Genomic DNA, 19,629 nt, shown 5'->3' on the forward strand with positions numbered 1-19,629 from the left:
ATTAAAAATTTAACCTTTAGGGCCTAAAAAGGGAAAGGTTTTATCCTTGGGGCAAATAAAACGGGTTATCTTAAATACTAAAATCGACATTTAATAAACAAAACATTAAGCAATATGATCATCGTTTCAGACCAAGCGAAAGAGCGGATTAAAGAGTTGAGACAGGAAGAGGGCCGAAAGGAAAGCGAAAACATCCGGGTATCTGTCAAAGGCGGTGGCTGCTCTGGACTCATGTACGACCTGGGTTTTGATGAAAGCATCACCGACAGTGATCAGGTATTTGAGGACAAAGGCGTCAAGATTGTCGTGGACAAAAAGAGCCTGCTCTATTTGGCCGGCACCACCTTGGAGTTTTCTGATGGCCTGAACGGCAAAGGCTTTCAGTTTGTAAACCCCAATGCCTCCAGAACCTGCGGCTGCGGAGAAAGTTTCTCGATCTAGGCAAAAAAGTATGTGCTCTATATTAATACTGGAGCAGAAAAAAGCTTTTTATTTCACCAAAAAGACCGGTTTCTTCCGGTCTTTTTTTTGCTCCATTGATCCAAAAAACCAACCCAGGAGGGATCAGCACTGGTGATTTGTTTCCTGTTTTACCCGGTGTATGCATCAAACAGCCTCAAGGGACCATAGTTGGTCACTGCGGCATGAATACGCCCATGGCGTCCCGGGCTGAAGCCATGGGCCCCGCCCTCTTTTTCCCAAGGCCATTCGCTATGTTTCCGGGCTTTTACTACCTTTGCCAAAACTGAAATTAAACCCGGATATATGGAAAATACGATTAAAAAAATTGCGCTGAACGACAAGCACATTGAACTGGGCGGAAAGATGGTGCCATTTGCAGGATATCATATGCCTGTGCGCTATTCTTCCGACAAAGAAGAACATAATACCGTCCGTAATGGCGTGGGGGTCTTTGATGTGTCCCACATGGGAGAATTTATGGTCACCGGTCCCCATGCGCTGGCGCTGATCCAAAAAGTCACTTCCAATGATGCTGCCAAACTGGTCATTGGCCAGGCGCAATACTCTTGCCTTCCCAACGAAACAGGAGGAATCGTGGATGACCTGCTCGTGTACAAAATGGACGAAGAAAAGTACCTGCTTGTGGTCAATGCTTCCAATATCGAAAAGGACTGGAACTGGATCAACCAACACAATGACATGGGCGCAGCATTGGAAAACATCTCCGATGAGATGTCCCTCTTTGCCGTCCAAGGTCCCAAGGCCGTCGAAACACTCCAAAAAGTGACTCCTGTAAACCTCGACGAGGTGAAGTTTTACCATTTTACCGTTGGGGAATTTGCAGGCAAAAAAGACGTGATCATCTCTGGCACTGGATATACTGGCGCTGGCGGATTTGAAATATATGTCAAAAACGAAGATGCGTTGGACGTATGGAATGCCATCTTCGAAGCAGGTGAAGCCGCAGGCATCAAGCCCATCGGCCTGGGAGCCCGCGACACTTTGCGCATGGAAATGGGCTATTGCCTTTATGGCAATGACATCGACGACACCACTTCTCCTTTGGAAGCGGGGCTCGGATGGATCACCAAGTTTACCAAGGATTTCATCAACAGCGAAAACCTGAAAAAACAAAAAGAAGAAGGTGTCACCAGGAAGTTGGTAGGCTTTAAATTTAAGGACAAAGGCATTCCCAGGGCCCACTATCCCATTGTCAATGAAGCTGGCAAGCAAATCGGTGAAGTAACGTCCGGCACCATGTCGCCCAGTATGAACATCGGCATCGGTTTGGGTTATGTGGAAAAAGCTTATGCCAAACCGGGAACGGAAATTGCCATCACCGTAAGAAATAAAAACTTGGCAGCTGTAGTAGAAAAGCTGCCGTTGCTTAAAAAATAACGTATACATCATCAAACGAAGGCTGTCGCAACACATTGAACGCGTCCTCTTGATCTGCCGCAGTATGGAAGTGACCCAGAGGTATCTTCTCGTAATGATCGCAATGACGCCGACTTGTTGGGACAGCCTTTTTTAAATAAAATGAACAAAATAGAAGTTTGCCTAAGCCCTGAGCTGATCCATCTTCATGACCTTCATGGTAAAATCGTGGTGGTCGTGGATATTTTCCGTGCTACCTCCACCATGGTCACAGGACTGGCCAACAAGGTCACCTCCATCACCCCTGTCGCGGGATTGGAAGCATGTCGAACCATGAAATCCAAAGGATATATCATCGCCGGTGAACGAAACGGGCAAACGGCTGAAGGGTTCGAATTGGGAAACTCCCCGCTAAGCTACCTTAACAACGGCTTTGAAGGCAAGAAAATAGCGGTCACCACCACCAATGGCACCCTCACCATTGAAAAATCCAAAGCAACAGCCGATGAGGTTTTAATAGGAGCCTTTCTAAATCTCCAAGCCACCGCCACTTACTTGGCCCAACAAAACAAAGATGTGGTCATCCACTGTGCCGGCTGGAAAGGGATGTTTAACCTCGAAGACTCGCTTTATGCGGGTGCTTTGGTAAGTGTGCTCGATGGCCAATTTGAATATGACTGTGATGGTGCGATCGCTATGAAAGCGCTTTTTGAACAGCACAAAGATGACCTCAAAGGTTTTCTAAGCCAAGCCTCACACGCCAAAAGGCTCCAAAACCACAACATCGAGGCAGATATTGACTTTTGTTTGACCATGGATGAATTTAACTTTATCGGCAAACTCCAAGGAGAAGAACTCGTGAAGGTAGCCTTGTAGGCGCGGCAATACTGGCCCATGGCTACAAAAACCGGCCCTAACCAGGATAAACGTGGCGCAGTTTCGGTTCCTTCGCTTCAATTCTAAAGCAGCGTCAACCCTTTCTTTCCCCAGGGCGCTGCTTGCCGCTAATGCTTCGACTTGACATCAGATACTTGCTCCTTGCTACTTTTCAATTTACCTTTGTGCCCCATGGAAAAGCATCGCCAATTTATCCGGGCCAAACTGGAGCAAGTAGCCGCCTCCAATAGACTGAGGACGCTGAAGAACCCGCCCATGGGAAACATCGATTTCTTTTCCAACGACTACCTAGGTTACGCTACCAAAGGGTTCCTAAAACAAGCCACCAACCCCGCATATGATGCTGCATGGACTGGAGCGACCGGCTCCAGGCTGATCAGCGGAAACCACCCCGAAATGGAACAGCTGGAGCGGGACGTTGCGAAATTCATGGATTGTCCGGCAGCATTGCTGTACAATTCCGGTTATATGGCAAATACGGGATTGCTTTCCGCCCTGGGTGACAAAGACAGCATTTTCCTGTTTGATGAACATGTCCATGCCAGCATCAAGGAAGGCATGCGGTTGGGCTTTGGTCAGAAAGCAGCCTTTAAGCATCATGACCTTGAAGACCTGGAAAGGAAACTCACCCATCACGATCAAAAAGGAAAGAGGCTCTTTGTCCTTACAGAAGGGCTCTTCTCCATGCACGGAGACATCCCCGATGTGGGCAAACTCCTTGGGATTTGCGAAAAACACGGTGCCGCATTGATCATTGATGAAGCACATGCTTTGGGTACCTTGGGCAAGGAGAAAAAGGGCGTTTCGCATGAATTCTCCCGACACCCCAACCTTTTGGCCAGGATCATTACGTTTGGCAAGGCCGCCGGTGGACACGGAGCAATGGTGTTAGGCAATGAAGACCTAAGGAGCTTCCTGGTCAATTTCAGCAGGGCTTTCATCTATACCACCGCCCCTTCCCGGGATCAGGTACGCAGTATTGATGCCGCCATGAAACTTATGGCTGCCAAGGTGAACTTTGAAGCAATGGACAGGGCTGTGGCCACATTTCTGGAAACGGTTCCTTCCTCTTCAACAGGCTTTTCAAAAAACATAAGTCCTATCCAGTATTGGCGATGTGCTGACGTGCCCCTGCTCAAAGAGAAAGTCAATCAACTACAACAGTCAGGCATCAACTGCTATCCGATTCTTTCTCCTACCGTCAAAAAAGGAGAGGAAAGGATCAGGATCGTATTGCATGCTTTCAATACACCCGAAGAAATCAAAAAATTGATCAATATACTCCATGCATAAAATGAAGGATAAGGTTTTTGTAACTGGCATTGGCACGGGGATCGGCAAGACCGTATGTGCGGCATCCCTATGCAAAACCTTTGGCCATACCTATTGGAAACCGGTACAGTGTGGTGATCTGGATCAGTCGGACGCCATGTTCGTAAAGCAGCACAGTCCACAAACAGACGTACTGCCCGAAGCCTATCGGCTCAAAACACCCCAGTCCCCACATTGGGCTGCCGAAATAGAAAATACCACCATCCAATTGACCAGCCAACTGATCCCTGACCGTCCCAAGTGCTGTGTAGAGGGGGCTGGTGGGCTGATGGTTCCCTTAAATGATGAAGAAACCTTTCTGGACTTTCTCCTTTCAAGTGGACTCCACCCCGTAATCGTCATTAGGCACTACCTCGGCAGCATAAACCACAGCCTTCTTACCTTGGAGACCTTGAAGCAAGCAGGCATTACGGACTTCACCATTATCTGGAACGGACCGGAAAACACCGCTTCTGAAAGTGCCATCCTCAAACGATTTACGCCTGCCGCGCAATTCCGCATGCCGGAATGGAACGACCAACAAAGTGGGCTTCCGTTATTAAATCCATTGGACTAACACCTTAACTCGACACTATTTAAATGGGCAATTTTCACATCAGCATTACCAAGGCAATGGGAATCAATCCGCTTGGATTTCATAGCGCTGAAGAAAAAGATCGCTACAGCTCCTCCCACCACGCACTGGATCAAAGCGAACGGGGCGACTGGAAAGGCAGTATCCCTGATGAAATATGGAGGGAAATCAATGGGTATATTCATGCATTGGGGCACAAACCAGAGCGTTTTCCGGAGGAAGCGAAGTTACTTTCTTACCTTATCCGGCACATGCACCTCCACCCCCAAGAGAAGCAAATGATCAATGCCGCCACTTCCAGGGGAAGCATTGATTTCCTCAGCCGCATGCAAGTGGACCACCACATGCTACCGGTTTACACTTCTCCCCATTCCACACTTGGCTTTCCCAGCAGCTGGCCGGCCCTCCTGCATGAAGAGGAAGCACCTTTGTTTTTTCAATCGTCCACCTGCAGCAGCTTTGGGCTCACGTTACAAAACGCCTTTGCATGGCTCAAAAGTGGCTTGGCGGATACTTTCATTGCGGCAGCAGTAGAATGCCCCACGGCTCCACTGACCATTGACCAAATGAAGGCTATTCGCATATACGCCCAAGACGAAGCTGTAGCTTACCCCTGCCAATCCATGGATTTCCAAAAAGACCAGAACACCATGGTCCTCGGCGAAGGTGCCTATGCCTTCCAGCTGGAACAACATAGCCCCAAAAGCCTGGCCTACCTCAAAGGCGTGGGATCTGCCATGGAAAAAATCCACCATAGCACCGAACTTTCCCAAACAGGAGATTGCATCGTTTCGGCTTCAAAGGATGCTTTTAAAAATTTCCCCAAAGAAAATATCGACCTGATCATCGGACATTTTCCAGGTACAAAACTGGGAGATTTAGCAGAAAAAACGGCCTACGAAAGCATATTTGGCGAGGTCCCTTATACGCTTTCAAATAAATGGAAGATCGGACACTCCTTGGGGGCCAGCCTGGCGGCCAATCTGGACTTGGCCATTCATATCCTTCAGCATCAGGAGCTGCCCAAACTACCTGCATACATCCAACAAAACACACCTCCTCCCACCACCATAAAAAACATTCTGATCACAGCTCTAGGGTTCGGCGGACAGGCCATCTGTGCGGTCGTGGGAAAGTAAGCGGTATGGAGTATGCATTTAGGCAGGATCATGAGCCGTGAGCGTGACGCAAACGTTAAGTTCGATACCTTTACCCGAAATCCTCGCACCTTGCCACCTCCCACAGGCCCAAGACGATGGCTCACTACTTCAGTTTATCGTTGTTCCTGTGGCGGTCCTTGTCCCGGATATTTTTCTTTTCGAAGTTCTTTTCCAAGGCCTTGGTGAGGTCCACGCCTGTTTGATTGGCCAGACACATCAGCACCCATAGGACATCGGCCATTTCATCACCAAGATCCTTGTCCTTATCACTTTCTTTGAAAGATTGCTCTCCGTATTTTCTTGCCATGATCCTGGCCAACTCCCCTACTTCTTCGGTGAGGATAGCCATGTTGGTCAGCTCATTAAAATACCGGACTCCGACGGTCTTGATCCAATCGTCTACTTGCGCTTGTGCTTCTTCTATTGTCATTGCTTGTTTTTGATTATGACGTTTTTTTTTCGTCTTTGGGCAGGTTACATTTTACATTCCATTGCCAACTCAGCCCAACATATGGATTTATCTCCGGTGCTAAACCTGCTTCACCACTTTCCCTTCTTCCAGAACCAGCTCATGATCCACCACCTGTGGAACATCCTGCTCATAGTGGCTGACATAAATCATCGATACATCCGGATGGCTTCCGATATGGTCGATGGTTTCCCTGAAAAGGATTCGCTGCTCATCGTCCATCCCTTGAGCCGCCTCATCCAAGATGAGCAAAGCCGGTGACTTGATCATCGCCCGGGCAAGCAAGCAAAACCGCTGGTTTTCCAGAGGGATCTGGGTTAGCCGCAGCTGGGCCACATGGGCGATCCTAAACAGTTTCAACCAGTCCATTGCCTGCTGCTCCTGCTCAGGGGTCACTTTCTTGAAAAGGCCCATCGTATCAAACAGTCCTGACAAGACCACCTTTAAACAGGTTTGGTTAGCAGGGAAATACCGGGCCAGCTCCGGTGAAACAAATCCAATCGGCCGCTTGATATCCCAAATGGTCTCTCCAGTGCCTCTTTTCCGGTCAAATAACACCAAGTCATTTGCATAAGCCTGGGGATTCTCGCCATTGATCAGGCTGAGCAAGGTGGATTTCCCCGCACCGTTATGCCCCCGCAGCGCCCAGCATTCCCCTTGGTTTACTTGCCAGTTGACATCATCCAAAATAACTTTTTTGTTGTACTCGATGTGGACATGATTCATCTGGATCAACGTATCAAACTTCTCCACCGGCTTGAGCTGGATCAGCTCATCCAACCTTTTATGGTCAAACCCGCTCAAGGCCGCGTGATCTACCAGATCCACTTGATGGACCTCTTCTCGCTTCGCTACTTGCACGACCTTTCCTCCATCCAGAATGGCCACGTGGCTAATGGCCTCGGGAATTTCATCAGGTGAAGTGGTCATGATCACTTGTATCCTTGAAGCGGTGATGGCCTTGAGCACCTCTCCAAAGTGCTCCCTAGTACTCACATCCAATCCCGTCATAGGCTGATCCATCAAAAACAACCTCGGATTGCGCAATAGGGCGCAAGCAATGGCAAGTCTCCGCGACTCACCATTCGACAATTTGATCAGCGATTTCTCGCCAAGGGATTGAAGCTCCAGCAGATCCATGACATTTTTCACATTCCAATGTCCACTTTGCTTTGCTTCCACACTTTCCAACTGTTCTTTCACGGTGGCGGCCTCCTCTGACTCGGAGGAATTGAACCGTTGCTGATAATAGAAATTCTGTAAGTTGGATTTATTCGTGAAGGTGTACCGCTGGGAAACCACTGCAATCAGGTCCCGAAAACTATTGATCTTTCCTTCAGCTGTCATCTTCTGCTGGTATGCCACCGCAAAATCCCGCGTTACCCTTCCCGCTGATAAAATGGTCTTCCCCAAAATCGTATCCAAAAAGGCGGTTTTCTCGGCTCCCGAGGCACTTAAAATCGCCCAGTTTTCCCCGGTGCTCATTGAAAAATCCAATTCTTGGAAAATGGTACGATCCAAGTACTTGACCTTGGCACCTTCTATTGAAAGAAATATATCCTGCGTCATTTATTTGCTAGTTTCTTGTCAATGCTTATTTCGGAATGTACAACCACATCCCGGCAAGCAAATTGCTGCCAAGTGCTTGCCTCGATAATTTTTTCATGGAGTTAGCTCCTTTCCGCTACCTTTATAGCGGATATTTACCTTACATTTTATTTTTGGTATCGATCGTAATGGTGACTGGCCCATCATTGATCAAGGCCACTTTCATGTCGGCACCAAACTCCCCTGTCTGAATGGGCTTGCCCAGATCTTTTTCTACTGAAGCGATAAATTTCTCGTAAAGCGGAATGGCCACTTCAGGTTTGGCCGCTTTGATGTAGGAAGGACGGTTTCCTTTTTTGGTGCTGGCATGCAGGGTAAATTGGCTGATCAGCAGAACATCTCCTCCTACCGCTAACAGGCTTTTGTTCATGACGCCCGCCTCATCACTGAAAATCCGGAGATTGACCATCTTCCTGCTCAGCCAAGCAATGTCCTCCTCTCCATCTGCTTCCTCGATTCCTAAGAGCACCATCATTCCGATGCCGATTTGCCCTTTTATCTTCCCGTCAATTTTCACCGAAGATTCAGAAACTCGCTGAATAACTGCTATCATTGTATTGCTGTGTTAAATAAAATTTGAAGATAGTTGAAATCAGGCAAGATATACAGTTTTACCGATGTCATTTTGGCAATGGCCCTTACCATGGGAGGTTTTATGCTCTTCAACATCTATCAATCTCCCCTGCAGCACTCACTTAATCCTCTTTTTGATGCCAATCAATACGAAAAAGCATATGCCTATTTTCGCGGAGAATCAACCGACTACCCGGTAAATTACCCCTTTAGTGTCCGCATACTGGTCCCTTGGCTTGCTGCCCAACTTCCTTTTGAAAACATCATCGACAATTTCAAAGCCCTCAACCTCTGCTTTGGCTTGGCTTGGATACCCCTTTGGTTTATGGTCGCTAAACGGATCGGCATCGACCGCTTTAAAGCATGGGCAGGTTGGTTTTGGATCACTTTTCACTGGGTGGGTGTGCTGAAGGGAAACCTTTCTGATCCCATCACGGTAGATGTGCCGCTTTACTGCTTTCAGCTTCTTTTAGTGTATGCCTTATGGAGCCAAAGGTGGGGATTGCTCCTGTTGATCACTCCCCTGATGACCATCCAGAAGGAATCCATTTTACCACTTCTACTGGCATTGGTCGCCTTTCCCGGGATTTCCCTTTGGCGTAACCATCAAAAAAAGGCGTTCTTCTTCCTCGTTGGAGCCTTTCTAGTGAGTCTCCTCAGCTTAAAATTGACAGGACACCTGTTTCCTCCTGCCAATACGGGAAACAATGGCGCTGTCAACCTGTTTTACAACACACTGGGGTTGCTGGGGCACCCTGATCTTTTTCTCCATTGGATTTGCTCGATCACCGTGGCTTATGGCGGATTTTTGTGGGCCTTTGTCCGACAGCAGCAGCTAAGTTCCTTCTACAACCAAAAATGGCTGGCTCCACTGACCCTTACGTATGCCTTTTTCAGTCTTTTTGCCGGTGGGGATTTTACGCGCATTGCGTTCTTGGGCAGCCCGTTTATCATGCTTTTCCTGTTAAAGGAACTGGCATTGACCAGACGCCAATGGATAATTTTGCTTTGCATAAGCCTTCCCGCGATGCGATTAGGTGAATTTCTGCCAGATGGCGGCGCAGCCTTTGAAAAATGGAAAACATGGTATCCCGAATACGCTCCTTGGAAATGGATGGTGATCTATGCACTTTATACCGTCGTGGTGGCGGCAGTTTCCTGGAAATGGCTCAAAAAGCCCAAAAATTTGCTGGATTAAATCAAAAATCCTCTCATTAAAGCAGGCATTCCCATGAAACCAACCTGATACCGATGATTCAACTATTCGAATATCTGCATCTCCTTGGATTCTATGATCTTTACCACCTCCAATTCATCATTTATGGCTTGGTGTAACATGGCCTTTGCCACTTGATGATCGTAGATCGGTTTATATTTCTTAAAAAGCCCCAAAGCCGTAATCGCTTTGGCAGCCACTTTTCCAAGACTCTCCCCGATCCGCGTTTCCTTTCGATCCCCAAGTAGAATGGATGGCCTGAAAATACCCAAATACCTGAATGGGATCAATTTCAGGTCTTCCTCCACTTCACCTTTGACCTTGGAATAAAACACAGAGGAAGTTTGATCGGCTCCGAGCGAGCTAACATAAAGGAATTTTGACGCTCCCCATTGGTGGGCCCACTTGGCAAAGTCGATCACATAGTCATGATCTATCTTGTAAAAGTTTTCTTTGGATTTTGCTTTTTTGATCGTGGTCCCTAAGGCACAAAAAGCGTGTATGGTCACTTCTTTTTTTTCATAATCTTGCACCAGACCATGGTTTTCTCCTCCTATATCCTTTTTTCGAAATGCTTCCAATAAACTGGCCTGATCCAAATGATCAAAGTCCACCACCAACTGAATAAGCTTTTGATGCTTAATGGCCAGCGCTCGCCGGGAGACCGTAACCACATGATCATACTGTGGTGCTTTGAAAAGCTGATGCAAAAGCTGCACCCCTATCAGTCCTGATGCTCCCGAAACGATGGCGATGGTCCTCATATCAAATCATTTTATTGGGTCAATAACGTTTTAAACTCTGCCTCCAAAGTCTGGTGCTTATCTTTGGCATACCAAAGGTGAATGGTCTTTTTAAACTCTTCAGCAGAAACACCTTTTGGATCCTCCTTAAAGGCCGCCATCATTTCCTGCAAAGGCTGTGGCCGTGGCCCCCAAGTAAACAGGACGTCCATTGTGGCTTCGTCCAAGGCTACTAGTTTGGGAATGGAACGCCCACCATTGGTCAGAAATTCATCCATGACAGCAAGGTTTTCGTCCCTTAGGATATAGCGGATTTTTATGTTTTCATTGAATGCTGCCAGTTTTTCGATATATGAGATATTCTGTGCAGCATCCCCACACCACGCCTCTGTCAGCACCAACCACACCTGCCCGCGAGCTATCTTCTTTACGGCTTCCACCGCCCCTTTACCGACCTTTGCCGTTTTATCCCAACGCTTCATTCGCTGGACATTCATGCGGGTATAGTCCATCATCGCTTCAGAATGGTTACTCCCCGTAGTTTTATTTTGCAACAGCAGCTGGTCAATGAGCGCTCGATACTGCGCAAAATCCATGGATTCGTCTATCAGTTCCCTGGTAATCGAAGAAGAAATAACGGTCATATAATTTCCTTTTTTTCAGGTACCAACAAGCGCTCTCATGCCTTAGTTCGCTCCCATTCCAAAAAATCCTCGATATCGTGCTGCATGCTCTTGGTGACGGCCAATAGCACGGAAAGGTCATCCACAAAACCCAACCCTGCTATAAAATCCGGTATGAAATCCAGCGGCATCACAAAATAAAGCAAGCCCAATACCAATAGTACCAGGGTCTTGGTAGAAAAGGCCCGATATTCATTTTTATAGTACGCTTTCACCATTCGAATAAGCGTTTCCAAATAATAGCGCGACTCCTGAACCGTGGGATTATCAGCAACCTGATGCAGCTTTTCCGTAACCCGCTCCAATAGCACGTGTACTTTTTCTTTGCTTTGGGCGATTCTCTCTGCTTTCTTTTCATACATTCTTTTTGCCTTACCTAGCAAGTTGACCTGTTCTTTGTTGCTGTATTCCATGTTCATCGTCTTCATCGTCGCTTAAAAGTATATTCTAATTTCAGATTTCACTTTCGTTAATGCAAAAGATATGCCGTCATTTTTCTGATCCAGAGCACGTTGGAAGATCCTTTTGGCTAAATCCACCCCTTTATCATCAGGATTTACATCCTGCATGGCAGAATTTACCAGAGTGATCACATTTTCCACCGCACTCTTCACGCTGGCCCATGTTTCATCAGAGAAATAAACCTGCTGCGACAGGTTATGATTGAATTCTTCCCGAATTTCCTGCAACAACAGCCCATGAAGCTCTTTGGCAGAATAAGGCTGGTTATTTACCCTTCTTACTAAATTATTGGGCGTAAGCCGCTCCAACAAAAGACAAAGCCGCTCTCCCGCCTGCAGCCGAATCGGCATGACGACCTGGCTGTTCTTGGTTTTCAGCTCCACCAGTTTGGACTCCCTTTCCTTGGAAAGAAAGGATACCACCACCAAATACATCCCATAAATAACAAGCCCTGCGGGCAAAATGATCTTCAACAGTTCAATAACGTACTCCATTTACTATTTTTGATTGATTCCCGAATATCTAAAATATTTCAAAGAGAAGTTGATAATTTGTCATTAATTTTGAACTATCCAATTGTCCGGAACATTAATAAGACATGCTGATTCCAATTACCATTACCGAAAAAGCTCAAAAAGAGATCAAAAACATCATGGAGCATAAAAACATCCCTGTTGACTATTCCCTTCGTGTAGGGGTAAAAGGCGGCGGATGCGGTGGAATGTCCTATGCCCTTGGCTTTGACAAGCCTAAAGAAGACGATCAGCAGTTCGAAACGGGCGGGATCCCAGTGCTGATCGAAAAGCGGCATGTGATGTTTTTGATGGGCATGCAGGTGGATTTCTATGAAGGAAATGAAGCCCGAGGGTTTACGTTCGAAAATCCCGATATCCCCAAAAGACATGACGTAAACGAATAATCCCACACCAACTGTACCATGAAAACACGTGCTTTCTTCCTGCTTTTCATGATGTCGGCTTTCTCTCCAGCTGTTGCTCAGGAAGTTTTGCATCTAAAAAAAAATGAACCCGCTGCCGCCGGAAAGGTGGAAGACCTCGCCTGGATGGCCGGTTACTGGAAAGGCACGGGGTTTGGCGGGGACTGTGAAGAGCTATGGCTTCCCCCACAGGGAAACAGCATGACTGGAATTTTTCGGTTCGTTGAAAATGGCAAGCTGGTATTTTCTGAATATATGGTTCTTCACGAATCTGAAGGACAACTTCTGCTAAAGGTGAAACACTTTAGCGATGATTTTTTTCCATGGGAAGAAAAAGAAAAATGGATCAATTTTCGCTTCATCAAAACCACTGGCCAAACCGCCTATTTTAGTGGATTGACCATTCAGCGTGACGGTGATTCCATGACCCTAAAGCTGGCCATGGAACAAGATGGCAAAAGGTCCATCGAAACGTTTGTATACCAAAAGTCAGATCTGTAATTCAGTGTTCACCCCTTAGGTTTAAACCTCACCAGCATTTTCTTTATAAAAAGTCTTCAAAAGCCGGTTTCACATTGCTCCAAAACTCATCCAGAGCAATAATGCGTGGCTTTAAAAAAGAGATAATGGCCGGCCAATCATCATGGTTCATGACATTCACGCCTTCCAGTCTTTTTTCTATTTTGGACGTGGCTTTTCCGTAGTCATCATAGGTATGCAGCTGCCAGTCCCATTCTTCCTCCAAGGTCCCGTGCAGCAACTTTTTGAACGTTTCAAATTGCTCAAAAACCAGCTCTTGCATGTCAAGGTCCTTAAAATTGATTTCAATACCGATGGAGGCAAATCCTCGTTCGGCTTTCATCCTAAAAAACACTTGGGGCACATGGGTCTTGTAGTTTTGCCAATTTACGCGTCCTCCTTCTGCAGAAGGCACTGGCTTCATATACTGCCCAAATGCCGTCCAAAAATCTTTCTTAGTCTTGGTAATTTCAGCTCTTTTGTACACGTATCGACTTATTCGTAATCTGCAGGATAGGAAACTTTCACCACGGAATAGTTCACTACTCCACCTAAGGCAGGATTATGTTTTTTTATGATGATATCTATGGATTCCAGGTTTGGGTAAACCTTGAGAATATCTTGAAGCATGAGGTGCGCCAAATGCTCCAAAAGCTTTACAGGTTCCTCCATATGGGACTTGGCGATTTGGTAGATCCGGGAGTAATCGACGGTCTCGTTTAAGTCATCCTCCAACATGGCTTGCTTAAAATCCGTTTCCACATGAATATCCACGGTAAACCGATTCCCCAATTTTTTCTCTTCAGAAAACACCCCATGAAACGCATGGAATTCTATTCCTTCCAGTGATACTTTACCCATAATCAATCAAACTGGTCAAAAAATGAACCTGAAGCTTTCTTCTTTTCTGCTTGGGGTTCTTCCTCCTTCTTCGCCTCCTCAGGGGCTCGCTCATCGACCTTTGGCGCATCCTTTTCAGGTTGCTTGGCCTCGGTATCTTCGTTTGCTTTAGGGGCGTGGGGATCTTCTTTTATTTCATGGCTGGGTGAGGGCTGCTCTTTTTCCACTTCCGGCGCCACCGGTGCTTGTTCTTTCTCTTTACGGGGCTCTATTACAAAAGTATGGGACTTTTCTTTTGGTGACTGTTTCGGAGCGTCTTCTTCGTTAAAATGCGGTGACTTACGGCTTAATTCCTTTACCGCTTTGGTATGCACATCCAAGTCGATCCGCTTGATATCCTCTTGTGACTGCTTCACATTTTCAAGGCTATCACTGGCCATATTTTTGAGGTTGCGGATGACAATTTCCCGCTGGGCCAGCAATTCCTCGTAGCTTTCTACCAGTGCACTGACATCTGCCTTCAAATCCTCCATGATCCTTTTTGATCGGCTTTCGGCCTCTTCAATAATGCTTCTGCTTTTGTTTTTGGACTCGGCGATCATGGCATCGGCATTCATTTGGGCCTCTTTGAGGATCAGCTCCGCTGTTTTATTGGCCTGCTCGATCATATTTGCACCGGTATCTTCAGCGGCTTTGAGGGTCTTGAAGAGAGAATCCTCCACTTCCCTGAGCTTGGCGGATTCTTTTTGGACTTGCTCCAGCTTTACCTGTAACTCGCGCTTTTCATCCATTTCCCGCTCCCACTCTTGTGAAAGGGAGACCAAAAAGGAACTCACCTCGTCTTTATCGAAGCCCCTGAAATTTTTTTCAAATGTCTTTTGACGTATTTCTAACGGTGTAATCTTCATATTTTTTCATCTAATGCAATGTCCCAAATGGAAACCGTCCGATCATCACTGACGGCCACAACTTGCTGGCTGTAACGGCTCCAGATCACCTTATTTACGGACGTCCCATGCCCAGCATGCCGGGATTTATCGATAACCTTTCTTAATTGGAAAGTTTCCGTTTCCCAGAGCTTTATGGATTTGTCCATACTACAAGTTACAAAATATTTGCCATCTTCTCGAAAGGCCAGGTAGTTGATCGCATACATATGGGCAACGATGTCTTCCACCTGTCGATAATCTCCCGTGTCCCATATCTTGAGGTGGGCATCCCTACCGCCACTGACCAATAATTTCCGGTCCGGCGAATACCGCAGGGCAAAAACGGAATTGGTATGGCCTTCCATGCGGCTAATGGGAGCATAGGTTTCCAAGTCCAGTACTTTAACGGTATTATCGCTGGCCCCTACCGCCAAATGTCCCCTTTCGGAATCAACATCCAAAACCCTGATGCTTTCCTCGCCGAGCTTGATATGCTTCAGCAAAGACCTTTCTTCAATGTCCAACACGGTAATCACACCATCTCCCGTCCCCACATACAGGCGCCCTTCGTACGCTTTGATGTCGAAAATGGCCGCATCTGTAATTTTTAACGACCAAATCTCCTTATTGGTATCGAGGTCGATCACATGAATGCCTTCAAAGTTATGACCGATATAAAGCAGGCCTCGAAGGCTGTCCACCTCAAGGGCATAGACCGAGTTGGGCAATTTTGCGATCAGCTTACCGTCCTTTGGATTTGCCAGATCCCATTGGACCACCATGCCGTCACCGGCACCTGTGTAAAAAAACCGCGGATCATTCCCCTCCACCAAGGCAAATATGCTATCATTGTGTCCTGTAAGTGTATAAAGTTTATTTACTTGGATTTTTGACATATATTGCATTTAAATTCTTTCAATTCCGCGCTACGCTATATGCAAGCAAAAATAGAAAAAATAAGTCCTTTATCTGCTTTGGCCATCAAGAATATTGACGAACAGGAAAACAAACCGGTTGACTTCCTGAGCTTCCGCGAGAAACTTTCCTTTGCCAATATCAGCCATCCCGAAAAGCGAAAAGAGTGGAAAGGGGCTCGCTTGGCCATCAAGTCCGCCTTGGATGCCATCAACTTGGCCTATCCGGGTTTTTACAAGGACGAACACGGCAAATCCTACCCGATGGACGGTTATGGAAATGTTTCCCTGACGCACACCAAAGGCCTCGCCGCCGCTATCTTTCACAAAGAGATGCCGGTGGGCATTGACATTGACTATGTAAAGGAAAAAGTGGTAAGGCTGGGGCCTAAATTCCTGGATCCTTCAGAAATTGAATTCCTCCAAGGGGATCCTATTCTTTACACCATCGCTTGGTCGGCCAAAGAATCCATCTTCAAATGCCAAGGAAGAAAGGGCATTAGTCTTCGGCAGCATATTCTCCTTTCCCCTTTTTCATCGGATGACAAGGTCATCAAAGGCAAAATCCATAACACGGATTTTGCAGACCATTATTATTCAGTCAAGGTGGAGAGAATTGACGACATGATCATGACGTATACCATTTGGTAATCCCTCCACAGTTTAGCCTGATTTTTGCTATATTTCCCATTAACCAATCGCTCAATATCATGTGGAGATTCTTGATAGTAGCCCTCTTGGCCATAATGATCCAAACCAACGCCACTGCGCAGGAAATGGACAATTTCCAGTTGCAGGACATGGTCTCCAATACGACTTTTACCCTTCAGGATCACCAGGAGGCTTCCGCTGTCGTGCTGGTCTTTGTTTCCAATAGCTGTCCTTTTGTCCGGCTTTATGAAGACAGGCTGATCCATTTGGAACGTAAATTCAGTAGCCAAGGAGTGGTATTTGCTTTTGTCAATCCATTGGTTTCCACGGCGGAAGGTGAAAGTAAGGATGCTGTTCAAGCGAAAATATCTACGAAAAAGTTTTCTTTCCCCTACCTTGACGACAGCAAGCGTACGGTCACCAATGCCCTTGGGGCCCAGAAGCTCCCGGAGGCATTTGTCCTTACTCCCAGCCCTACTGGGTTTGGCGTGGTTTACCATGGAGCCATTGACAATAATGCCCAGCTTCCACAAGCCGTCACCAAGACCTACTTAGAAGATGCGTTAACGCAGCTAACCGAAGGCAATCATCCAAATCCAACCTATTTCAGACCTGTCGGCTGCAATATTTTGCCCATCAAATAACCGGAGGCTCCAAGATCAACAACAGTTCCCGAACTTCCTCCACCTTTTCCGGCTCTCCTAGCTTGTCAAAGGAGACAATCAAGTTTCGTAAGGTGCGCTTTGCTATGTCCAAGTGGGTACATGGTTCAAAAAATTCATCTTTTGGAGAAATCTTCAGATGCTCCAGGTAATTGTTTACATCCTGTCGGCTAAAGATCAATCCTTTATTAAAGGCATTAATATAGAACATGGCTTCAGGAGCCTTGTAAGTCAGGACAAATAGGTTGGGCAAATTCACCCCATAAACCGGCAACCCCAGCTTTTGGGCCACCAAATAATACACCGAGCACAAACTGATCGGGTTTCCCCGCCGGGTATCCAGCACATTGCTGATCATGCTGTTTCCCGGAGAATGAAAATTCTTGGTATTGGCAGAAAACCGCAGCTGGCTAAATAATATGCTGTTGATGAGCCGAATTTGATCATAGGGAGACACCTCTGCATTAAAGCCAGTCCACACCTCAAAATAAATCTGGTTCATCTCCGCGTTCAACGTCTCAAACTCCAGGTCAGGGTATTGATAGGTATTGATGATCCAAAGTCCTTTCAGCAAATCTTTCCCCCCAGAAGCTTTCCATTGCCCAAGCCTTTCCTTCAAAAGGTCAAATTGCAGCTGGTGCACAAGCTCCTCGATTTCCTTTTGTATGTCAGGGTTAAAACTGCTTTCCCACTTTTTCTCCAAAAAGGGGATGACATCATTGCCCAATGAAATGATCTTGTCCTTGACATGGTCTTTGACTTCGCGATCGGTATCGTCCAATAACGACACCAGTGCATTCAACTCACTTTCTGATAATTTTTCCATAAACATTTCCCCAATAGCTATCCGGTAACAACTTTTCTGGAGGTCCTCCTACGTCATTATAACACTCAAATTTACGATCAAGTTTGTATAACTCCTACATTAAAGCGATCCTTGATCGGTGCATGATCCGCTGCAGCGATGCCTTTGGACACTATCTCCCTGGTATCCAAGGGACTGATCACCTCATCCACCCAAAGCCTTGCGGCAGCATAATATGGGCTCAACTCCTCTTCGTATTTATCTGTAATCTCCTTTAGCAATTGCTCCTCGTCCTCTGAGGTAATGACTTTTCCTTCTTTTTTCAGCGAGGCCACTTTGATCTGGAGCAGGGTCTTTGCCGCTGAAGTCCCTGACATGACCGCCATTTGGGCAGTCGGCCAGCTGACGATCAACCGTGGGTCATAGGCCTTACCGCACATGGCATAGTTTCCGGCCCCATAAGCATTCCCGATCATCACGGTGAATTTTGGCACCACCGAATTGGCCATGGCATTTACCATTTTCGCCCCGTCTTTGATAATTCCACCATGCTCAGCCCTGCTGCCGACCATAAACCCACTGACATCCTGGATAAATAACAACGGCACCTTCCGCTGGTTACAGTTCATGATAAACCTTGCCGCCTTATCGGCAGAATCGGAATAAATCACTCCGCCCATCTGGAGTTCTCCTTTTTTGGTCTTGACCATTTTCCGTTGGTTTGCCAAGATCCCTACGGCCCATCCATCTATCCTTGCGGTTCCGCACAGCAGGGTCTGACCAAAATCAGGTTTGTATTCATCAAAGCTGTCCGCATCCACCAAGGTCTCCAATATCCCGTGCATGTCATAGGGTTTTGCCCGGTCCACGGGAAACCGCTCAAAGACTTTCTCCGGCGCCACTGCAGGTGCTTTGGCTGGTTTCCTGTCAAATCCCGCTGTCTCAGGTGCCCCCAGCGTTTCGAAAATCCGCTTTATGGCTGCCAAACATTCCTCGTCATTATCATATTTATTATCGGTGACCCCTGAGATCTCACAATGGGTCGTGGCCCCTCCAAGGGTTTCATTGTCCACGCTTTCTCCTATGGCAGCCTTCACCAAATACGATCCTGCCAGAAATATGGAACCTGTTTGGTCCACGATCAATGCTTCATCGGACATGATGGGCAAGTAAGCTCCACCTGCCACACAGCTTCCCATGATGGCGGCTACTTGGACGATTCCCATAGCCGACATTTTAGCGTTGTTTCTGAACTGTCTGCCGAAATGTTCTTTATCTGGAAAAATCTCATTTTGCATGGGAAGGAAAACTCCTGCACTATCCACCAAATAGATGATGGGAAGCCTGTTTTCCATGGCGATTTCTTGGGCGCGGAGGTTCTTTTTTGCCGTCATGGGGAACCATGCTCCGGCTTTGACAGTGGCGTCATTGGCTACGACGACACACATGCGGCCGCTTACCTTGCCAAGCCCCATAATGACGCCCGCTGAGGGACAACCGCCCTCCTCTTGGTACATGCCATCTGCTGCAAAGGTACCGATCTCCAAAAAGTCATGAGGATCGTCCATCAGGTAATCAATGCGTTCGCGAGCAGTCAGCTTTCCTTTGGCGTGCTCTTTTTCTATGCGCTGTTTTCCCCCTCCACGCTTGGTACGGGTCGTTTTCTCTATCAGCTGCTGGATAAGCTCCAGGTGCTTTTCTTTGGGATTTTCTAAAGTAGTCATGGGTTTATATCTGAATTGATTGGTGCGGAGATTCCTACATCCTCCTCATGTTAAATATAAAAAAATAAGGGGATTATCAGCACAAAGCCCCC

24 protein-coding genes are annotated in these 19,629 nt (G+C 46.8%); 11 read left to right on the forward strand and 13 right to left on the reverse strand.

Annotated elements, in window-relative coordinates:
• The first annotated feature begins 114 nt into the window (after positions 1 to 114).
• The 6 genes from ECHVI_RS00445 (at position 115) to ECHVI_RS00470 (ending at position 5,781) form a co-directional block, all read left to right on the forward strand.
• On the forward strand, positions 115 to 441 hold the full coding sequence (locus ECHVI_RS00445; RefSeq protein ID WP_015263955.1) for a HesB/IscA family protein: 327 nt from the start codon (positions 115 to 117) through the stop codon (positions 439 to 441).
• Positions 442 to 765: 324 nt separating this feature from the next.
• On the forward strand, positions 766 to 1,860 hold the full coding sequence (gene gcvT, locus ECHVI_RS00450) for a glycine cleavage system aminomethyltransferase GcvT (RefSeq protein ID WP_015263956.1): 1,095 nt from the start codon (positions 766 to 768) through the stop codon (positions 1,858 to 1,860).
• Positions 1,861 to 2,001: 141 nt separating this feature from the next.
• Positions 2,002 to 2,715, forward strand: a complete 714-nt coding sequence (locus ECHVI_RS00455) for a 2-phosphosulfolactate phosphatase (RefSeq protein ID WP_015263957.1) — start codon at positions 2,002 to 2,004, stop codon at positions 2,713 to 2,715.
• A gap of 192 nt (positions 2,716 to 2,907) precedes the next feature.
• Positions 2,908 to 4,029 (forward strand): aminotransferase class I/II-fold pyridoxal phosphate-dependent enzyme, encoded by a 1,122-nt coding sequence (locus tag ECHVI_RS00460; RefSeq protein ID WP_015263958.1) that lies wholly within the window; start codon positions 2,908 to 2,910, stop codon positions 4,027 to 4,029.
• Positions 4,022 to 4,624, forward strand: a complete 603-nt coding sequence (gene bioD / locus ECHVI_RS00465; RefSeq protein ID WP_015263959.1) for a dethiobiotin synthase — start codon at positions 4,022 to 4,024, stop codon at positions 4,622 to 4,624. The genes ECHVI_RS00460 and bioD overlap by 8 nt, the downstream gene beginning before the upstream one ends.
• A 23-nt stretch (positions 4,625 to 4,647) precedes the next feature.
• Positions 4,648 to 5,781: a beta-ketoacyl synthase N-terminal-like domain-containing protein gene (locus ECHVI_RS00470; RefSeq protein WP_015263960.1), complete on the forward strand. Its 1,134-nt coding sequence runs from the start codon at positions 4,648 to 4,650 to the stop codon at positions 5,779 to 5,781.
• 124 nt (positions 5,782 to 5,905) lie between these two features.
• On the opposite strand, the gene ECHVI_RS00475 is transcribed toward ECHVI_RS00470, so the two are convergent.
• The 3 genes from ECHVI_RS00475 to dtd form a co-directional block, all read right to left on the reverse strand.
• Positions 5,906 to 6,232, reverse strand: coding sequence for a nucleotide pyrophosphohydrolase (locus ECHVI_RS00475; RefSeq protein WP_015263961.1), 327 nt, complete (start codon positions 6,230 to 6,232; stop codon positions 5,906 to 5,908).
• A gap of 99 nt (positions 6,233 to 6,331) precedes the next feature.
• Positions 6,332 to 7,840: an ATP-binding cassette domain-containing protein gene (locus tag ECHVI_RS00480; protein ID WP_015263962.1), complete on the reverse strand. Its 1,509-nt coding sequence runs from the start codon at positions 7,838 to 7,840 to the stop codon at positions 6,332 to 6,334.
• Between the two features lie 139 nt (positions 7,841 to 7,979).
• The gene (gene dtd, locus ECHVI_RS00485) at positions 7,980 to 8,432 is read right to left on the reverse strand and encodes a D-aminoacyl-tRNA deacylase (protein WP_015263963.1); all 453 of its coding nucleotides are present in this window, start codon (positions 8,430 to 8,432) and stop codon (positions 7,980 to 7,982) included.
• Positions 8,433 to 8,465: 33 nt separating this feature from the next.
• Here dtd and ECHVI_RS00490 point away from each other — a divergent pair, with 33 nt between their 5' ends.
• Positions 8,466 to 9,650 carry a hypothetical protein gene (locus tag ECHVI_RS00490; protein ID WP_015263964.1) on the forward strand — a complete coding sequence of 395 codons (1,185 nt, stop codon included), beginning with the start codon at positions 8,466 to 8,468 and terminating at the stop codon, positions 9,648 to 9,650.
• A 62-nt stretch (positions 9,651 to 9,712) separates the two neighbouring features.
• Here the strand turns inward: ECHVI_RS00490 and ECHVI_RS00495 are convergent, their stop codons facing one another.
• Genes ECHVI_RS00495 through ECHVI_RS00510 form a run of 4 tightly spaced genes read right to left on the reverse strand, consistent with a single transcriptional unit; the run spans position 9,713 to position 12,050 of the window.
• Positions 9,713 to 10,432 (reverse strand): oxidoreductase, encoded by a 720-nt coding sequence (locus ECHVI_RS00495; RefSeq protein ID WP_015263965.1) that lies wholly within the window; start codon positions 10,430 to 10,432, stop codon positions 9,713 to 9,715.
• An 11-nt stretch (positions 10,433 to 10,443) separates the two neighbouring features.
• Positions 10,444 to 11,055: a thioredoxin family protein gene (locus tag ECHVI_RS00500; protein ID WP_015263966.1), complete on the reverse strand. Its 612-nt coding sequence runs from the start codon at positions 11,053 to 11,055 to the stop codon at positions 10,444 to 10,446.
• A gap of 35 nt (positions 11,056 to 11,090) precedes the next feature.
• Positions 11,091 to 11,522, reverse strand: coding sequence for a YkvA family protein (locus ECHVI_RS00505; RefSeq protein ID WP_015263967.1), 432 nt, complete (start codon positions 11,520 to 11,522; stop codon positions 11,091 to 11,093).
• A gap of 6 nt (positions 11,523 to 11,528) precedes the next feature.
• Complete coding sequence (locus ECHVI_RS00510) at positions 11,529 to 12,050, reverse strand: DUF7935 family protein (protein ID WP_015263968.1); 522 nt, start codon at positions 12,048 to 12,050, stop codon at positions 11,529 to 11,531.
• A 104-nt stretch (positions 12,051 to 12,154) separates the two neighbouring features.
• Here ECHVI_RS00510 and ECHVI_RS00515 point away from each other — a divergent pair, with 104 nt between their 5' ends.
• Positions 12,155 to 12,475 carry a HesB/IscA family protein gene (locus ECHVI_RS00515; RefSeq protein WP_015263969.1) on the forward strand — a complete coding sequence of 107 codons (321 nt, stop codon included), beginning with the start codon at positions 12,155 to 12,157 and terminating at the stop codon, positions 12,473 to 12,475.
• Between the two features lie 18 nt (positions 12,476 to 12,493).
• Complete coding sequence (locus ECHVI_RS00520; RefSeq protein WP_015263970.1) at positions 12,494 to 12,994, forward strand: DUF6265 family protein; 501 nt, start codon at positions 12,494 to 12,496, stop codon at positions 12,992 to 12,994.
• A gap of 43 nt (positions 12,995 to 13,037) precedes the next feature.
• Here the strand turns inward: ECHVI_RS00520 and ECHVI_RS00525 are convergent, their stop codons facing one another.
• From ECHVI_RS00525 to ECHVI_RS00540, 4 genes are read right to left on the reverse strand one after another with little or no spacing between them, the layout of a single operon-like run.
• Positions 13,038 to 13,499 (reverse strand): DUF4268 domain-containing protein, encoded by a 462-nt coding sequence (locus ECHVI_RS00525; RefSeq protein WP_015263971.1) that lies wholly within the window; start codon positions 13,497 to 13,499, stop codon positions 13,038 to 13,040.
• 8 nt (positions 13,500 to 13,507) lie between these two features.
• Positions 13,508 to 13,873 (reverse strand): dihydroneopterin aldolase, encoded by a 366-nt coding sequence (gene folB, locus ECHVI_RS00530; protein ID WP_015263972.1) that lies wholly within the window; start codon positions 13,871 to 13,873, stop codon positions 13,508 to 13,510.
• A 2-nt stretch (positions 13,874 to 13,875) separates the two neighbouring features.
• The gene (locus tag ECHVI_RS00535) at positions 13,876 to 14,760 is read right to left on the reverse strand and encodes a DivIVA domain-containing protein (RefSeq protein ID WP_015263973.1); all 885 of its coding nucleotides are present in this window, start codon (positions 14,758 to 14,760) and stop codon (positions 13,876 to 13,878) included.
• A complete protein-coding gene (locus tag ECHVI_RS00540) occupies positions 14,757 to 15,677 on the reverse strand; it encodes a WD40 repeat domain-containing protein (protein WP_015263974.1) in 921 nt (306 codons plus the stop codon). Before ECHVI_RS00540 ends, ECHVI_RS00535 begins: the two co-directional genes overlap by 4 nt.
• A 39-nt stretch (positions 15,678 to 15,716) precedes the next feature.
• On the opposite strand from ECHVI_RS00540, the gene ECHVI_RS00545 reads away from it, so the two are divergent.
• Together ECHVI_RS00545 and ECHVI_RS00550 are read left to right on the forward strand one after the other, a co-directional pair.
• Positions 15,717 to 16,346 (forward strand): 4'-phosphopantetheinyl transferase family protein, encoded by a 630-nt coding sequence (locus ECHVI_RS00545; protein ID WP_015263975.1) that lies wholly within the window; start codon positions 15,717 to 15,719, stop codon positions 16,344 to 16,346.
• 59 nt (positions 16,347 to 16,405) lie between these two features.
• A complete protein-coding gene (locus ECHVI_RS00550) occupies positions 16,406 to 16,990 on the forward strand; it encodes a redoxin domain-containing protein (protein WP_015263976.1) in 585 nt (194 codons plus the stop codon).
• On the opposite strand, the gene ECHVI_RS00555 is transcribed toward ECHVI_RS00550, so the two are convergent.
• Both ECHVI_RS00555 and ECHVI_RS00560 read right to left on the reverse strand, forming a co-directional pair.
• Positions 16,983 to 17,834, reverse strand: coding sequence for a transglutaminase-like domain-containing protein (locus tag ECHVI_RS00555; protein WP_015263977.1), 852 nt, complete (start codon positions 17,832 to 17,834; stop codon positions 16,983 to 16,985). The two genes, ECHVI_RS00550 and ECHVI_RS00555, sit on opposite strands and share 8 nt — an antisense overlap.
• Positions 17,835 to 17,911: 77 nt before the next feature.
• Positions 17,912 to 19,537: an acyl-CoA carboxylase subunit beta gene (locus ECHVI_RS00560; RefSeq protein WP_015263978.1), complete on the reverse strand. Its 1,626-nt coding sequence runs from the start codon at positions 19,535 to 19,537 to the stop codon at positions 17,912 to 17,914.
• Between the last annotated feature and the right edge of the window lie 92 nt (positions 19,538 to 19,629).

Source organism: Echinicola vietnamensis DSM 17526, assembly GCF_000325705.1.
Classification (GTDB): domain Bacteria; phylum Bacteroidota; class Bacteroidia; order Cytophagales; family Cyclobacteriaceae; genus Echinicola; species Echinicola vietnamensis.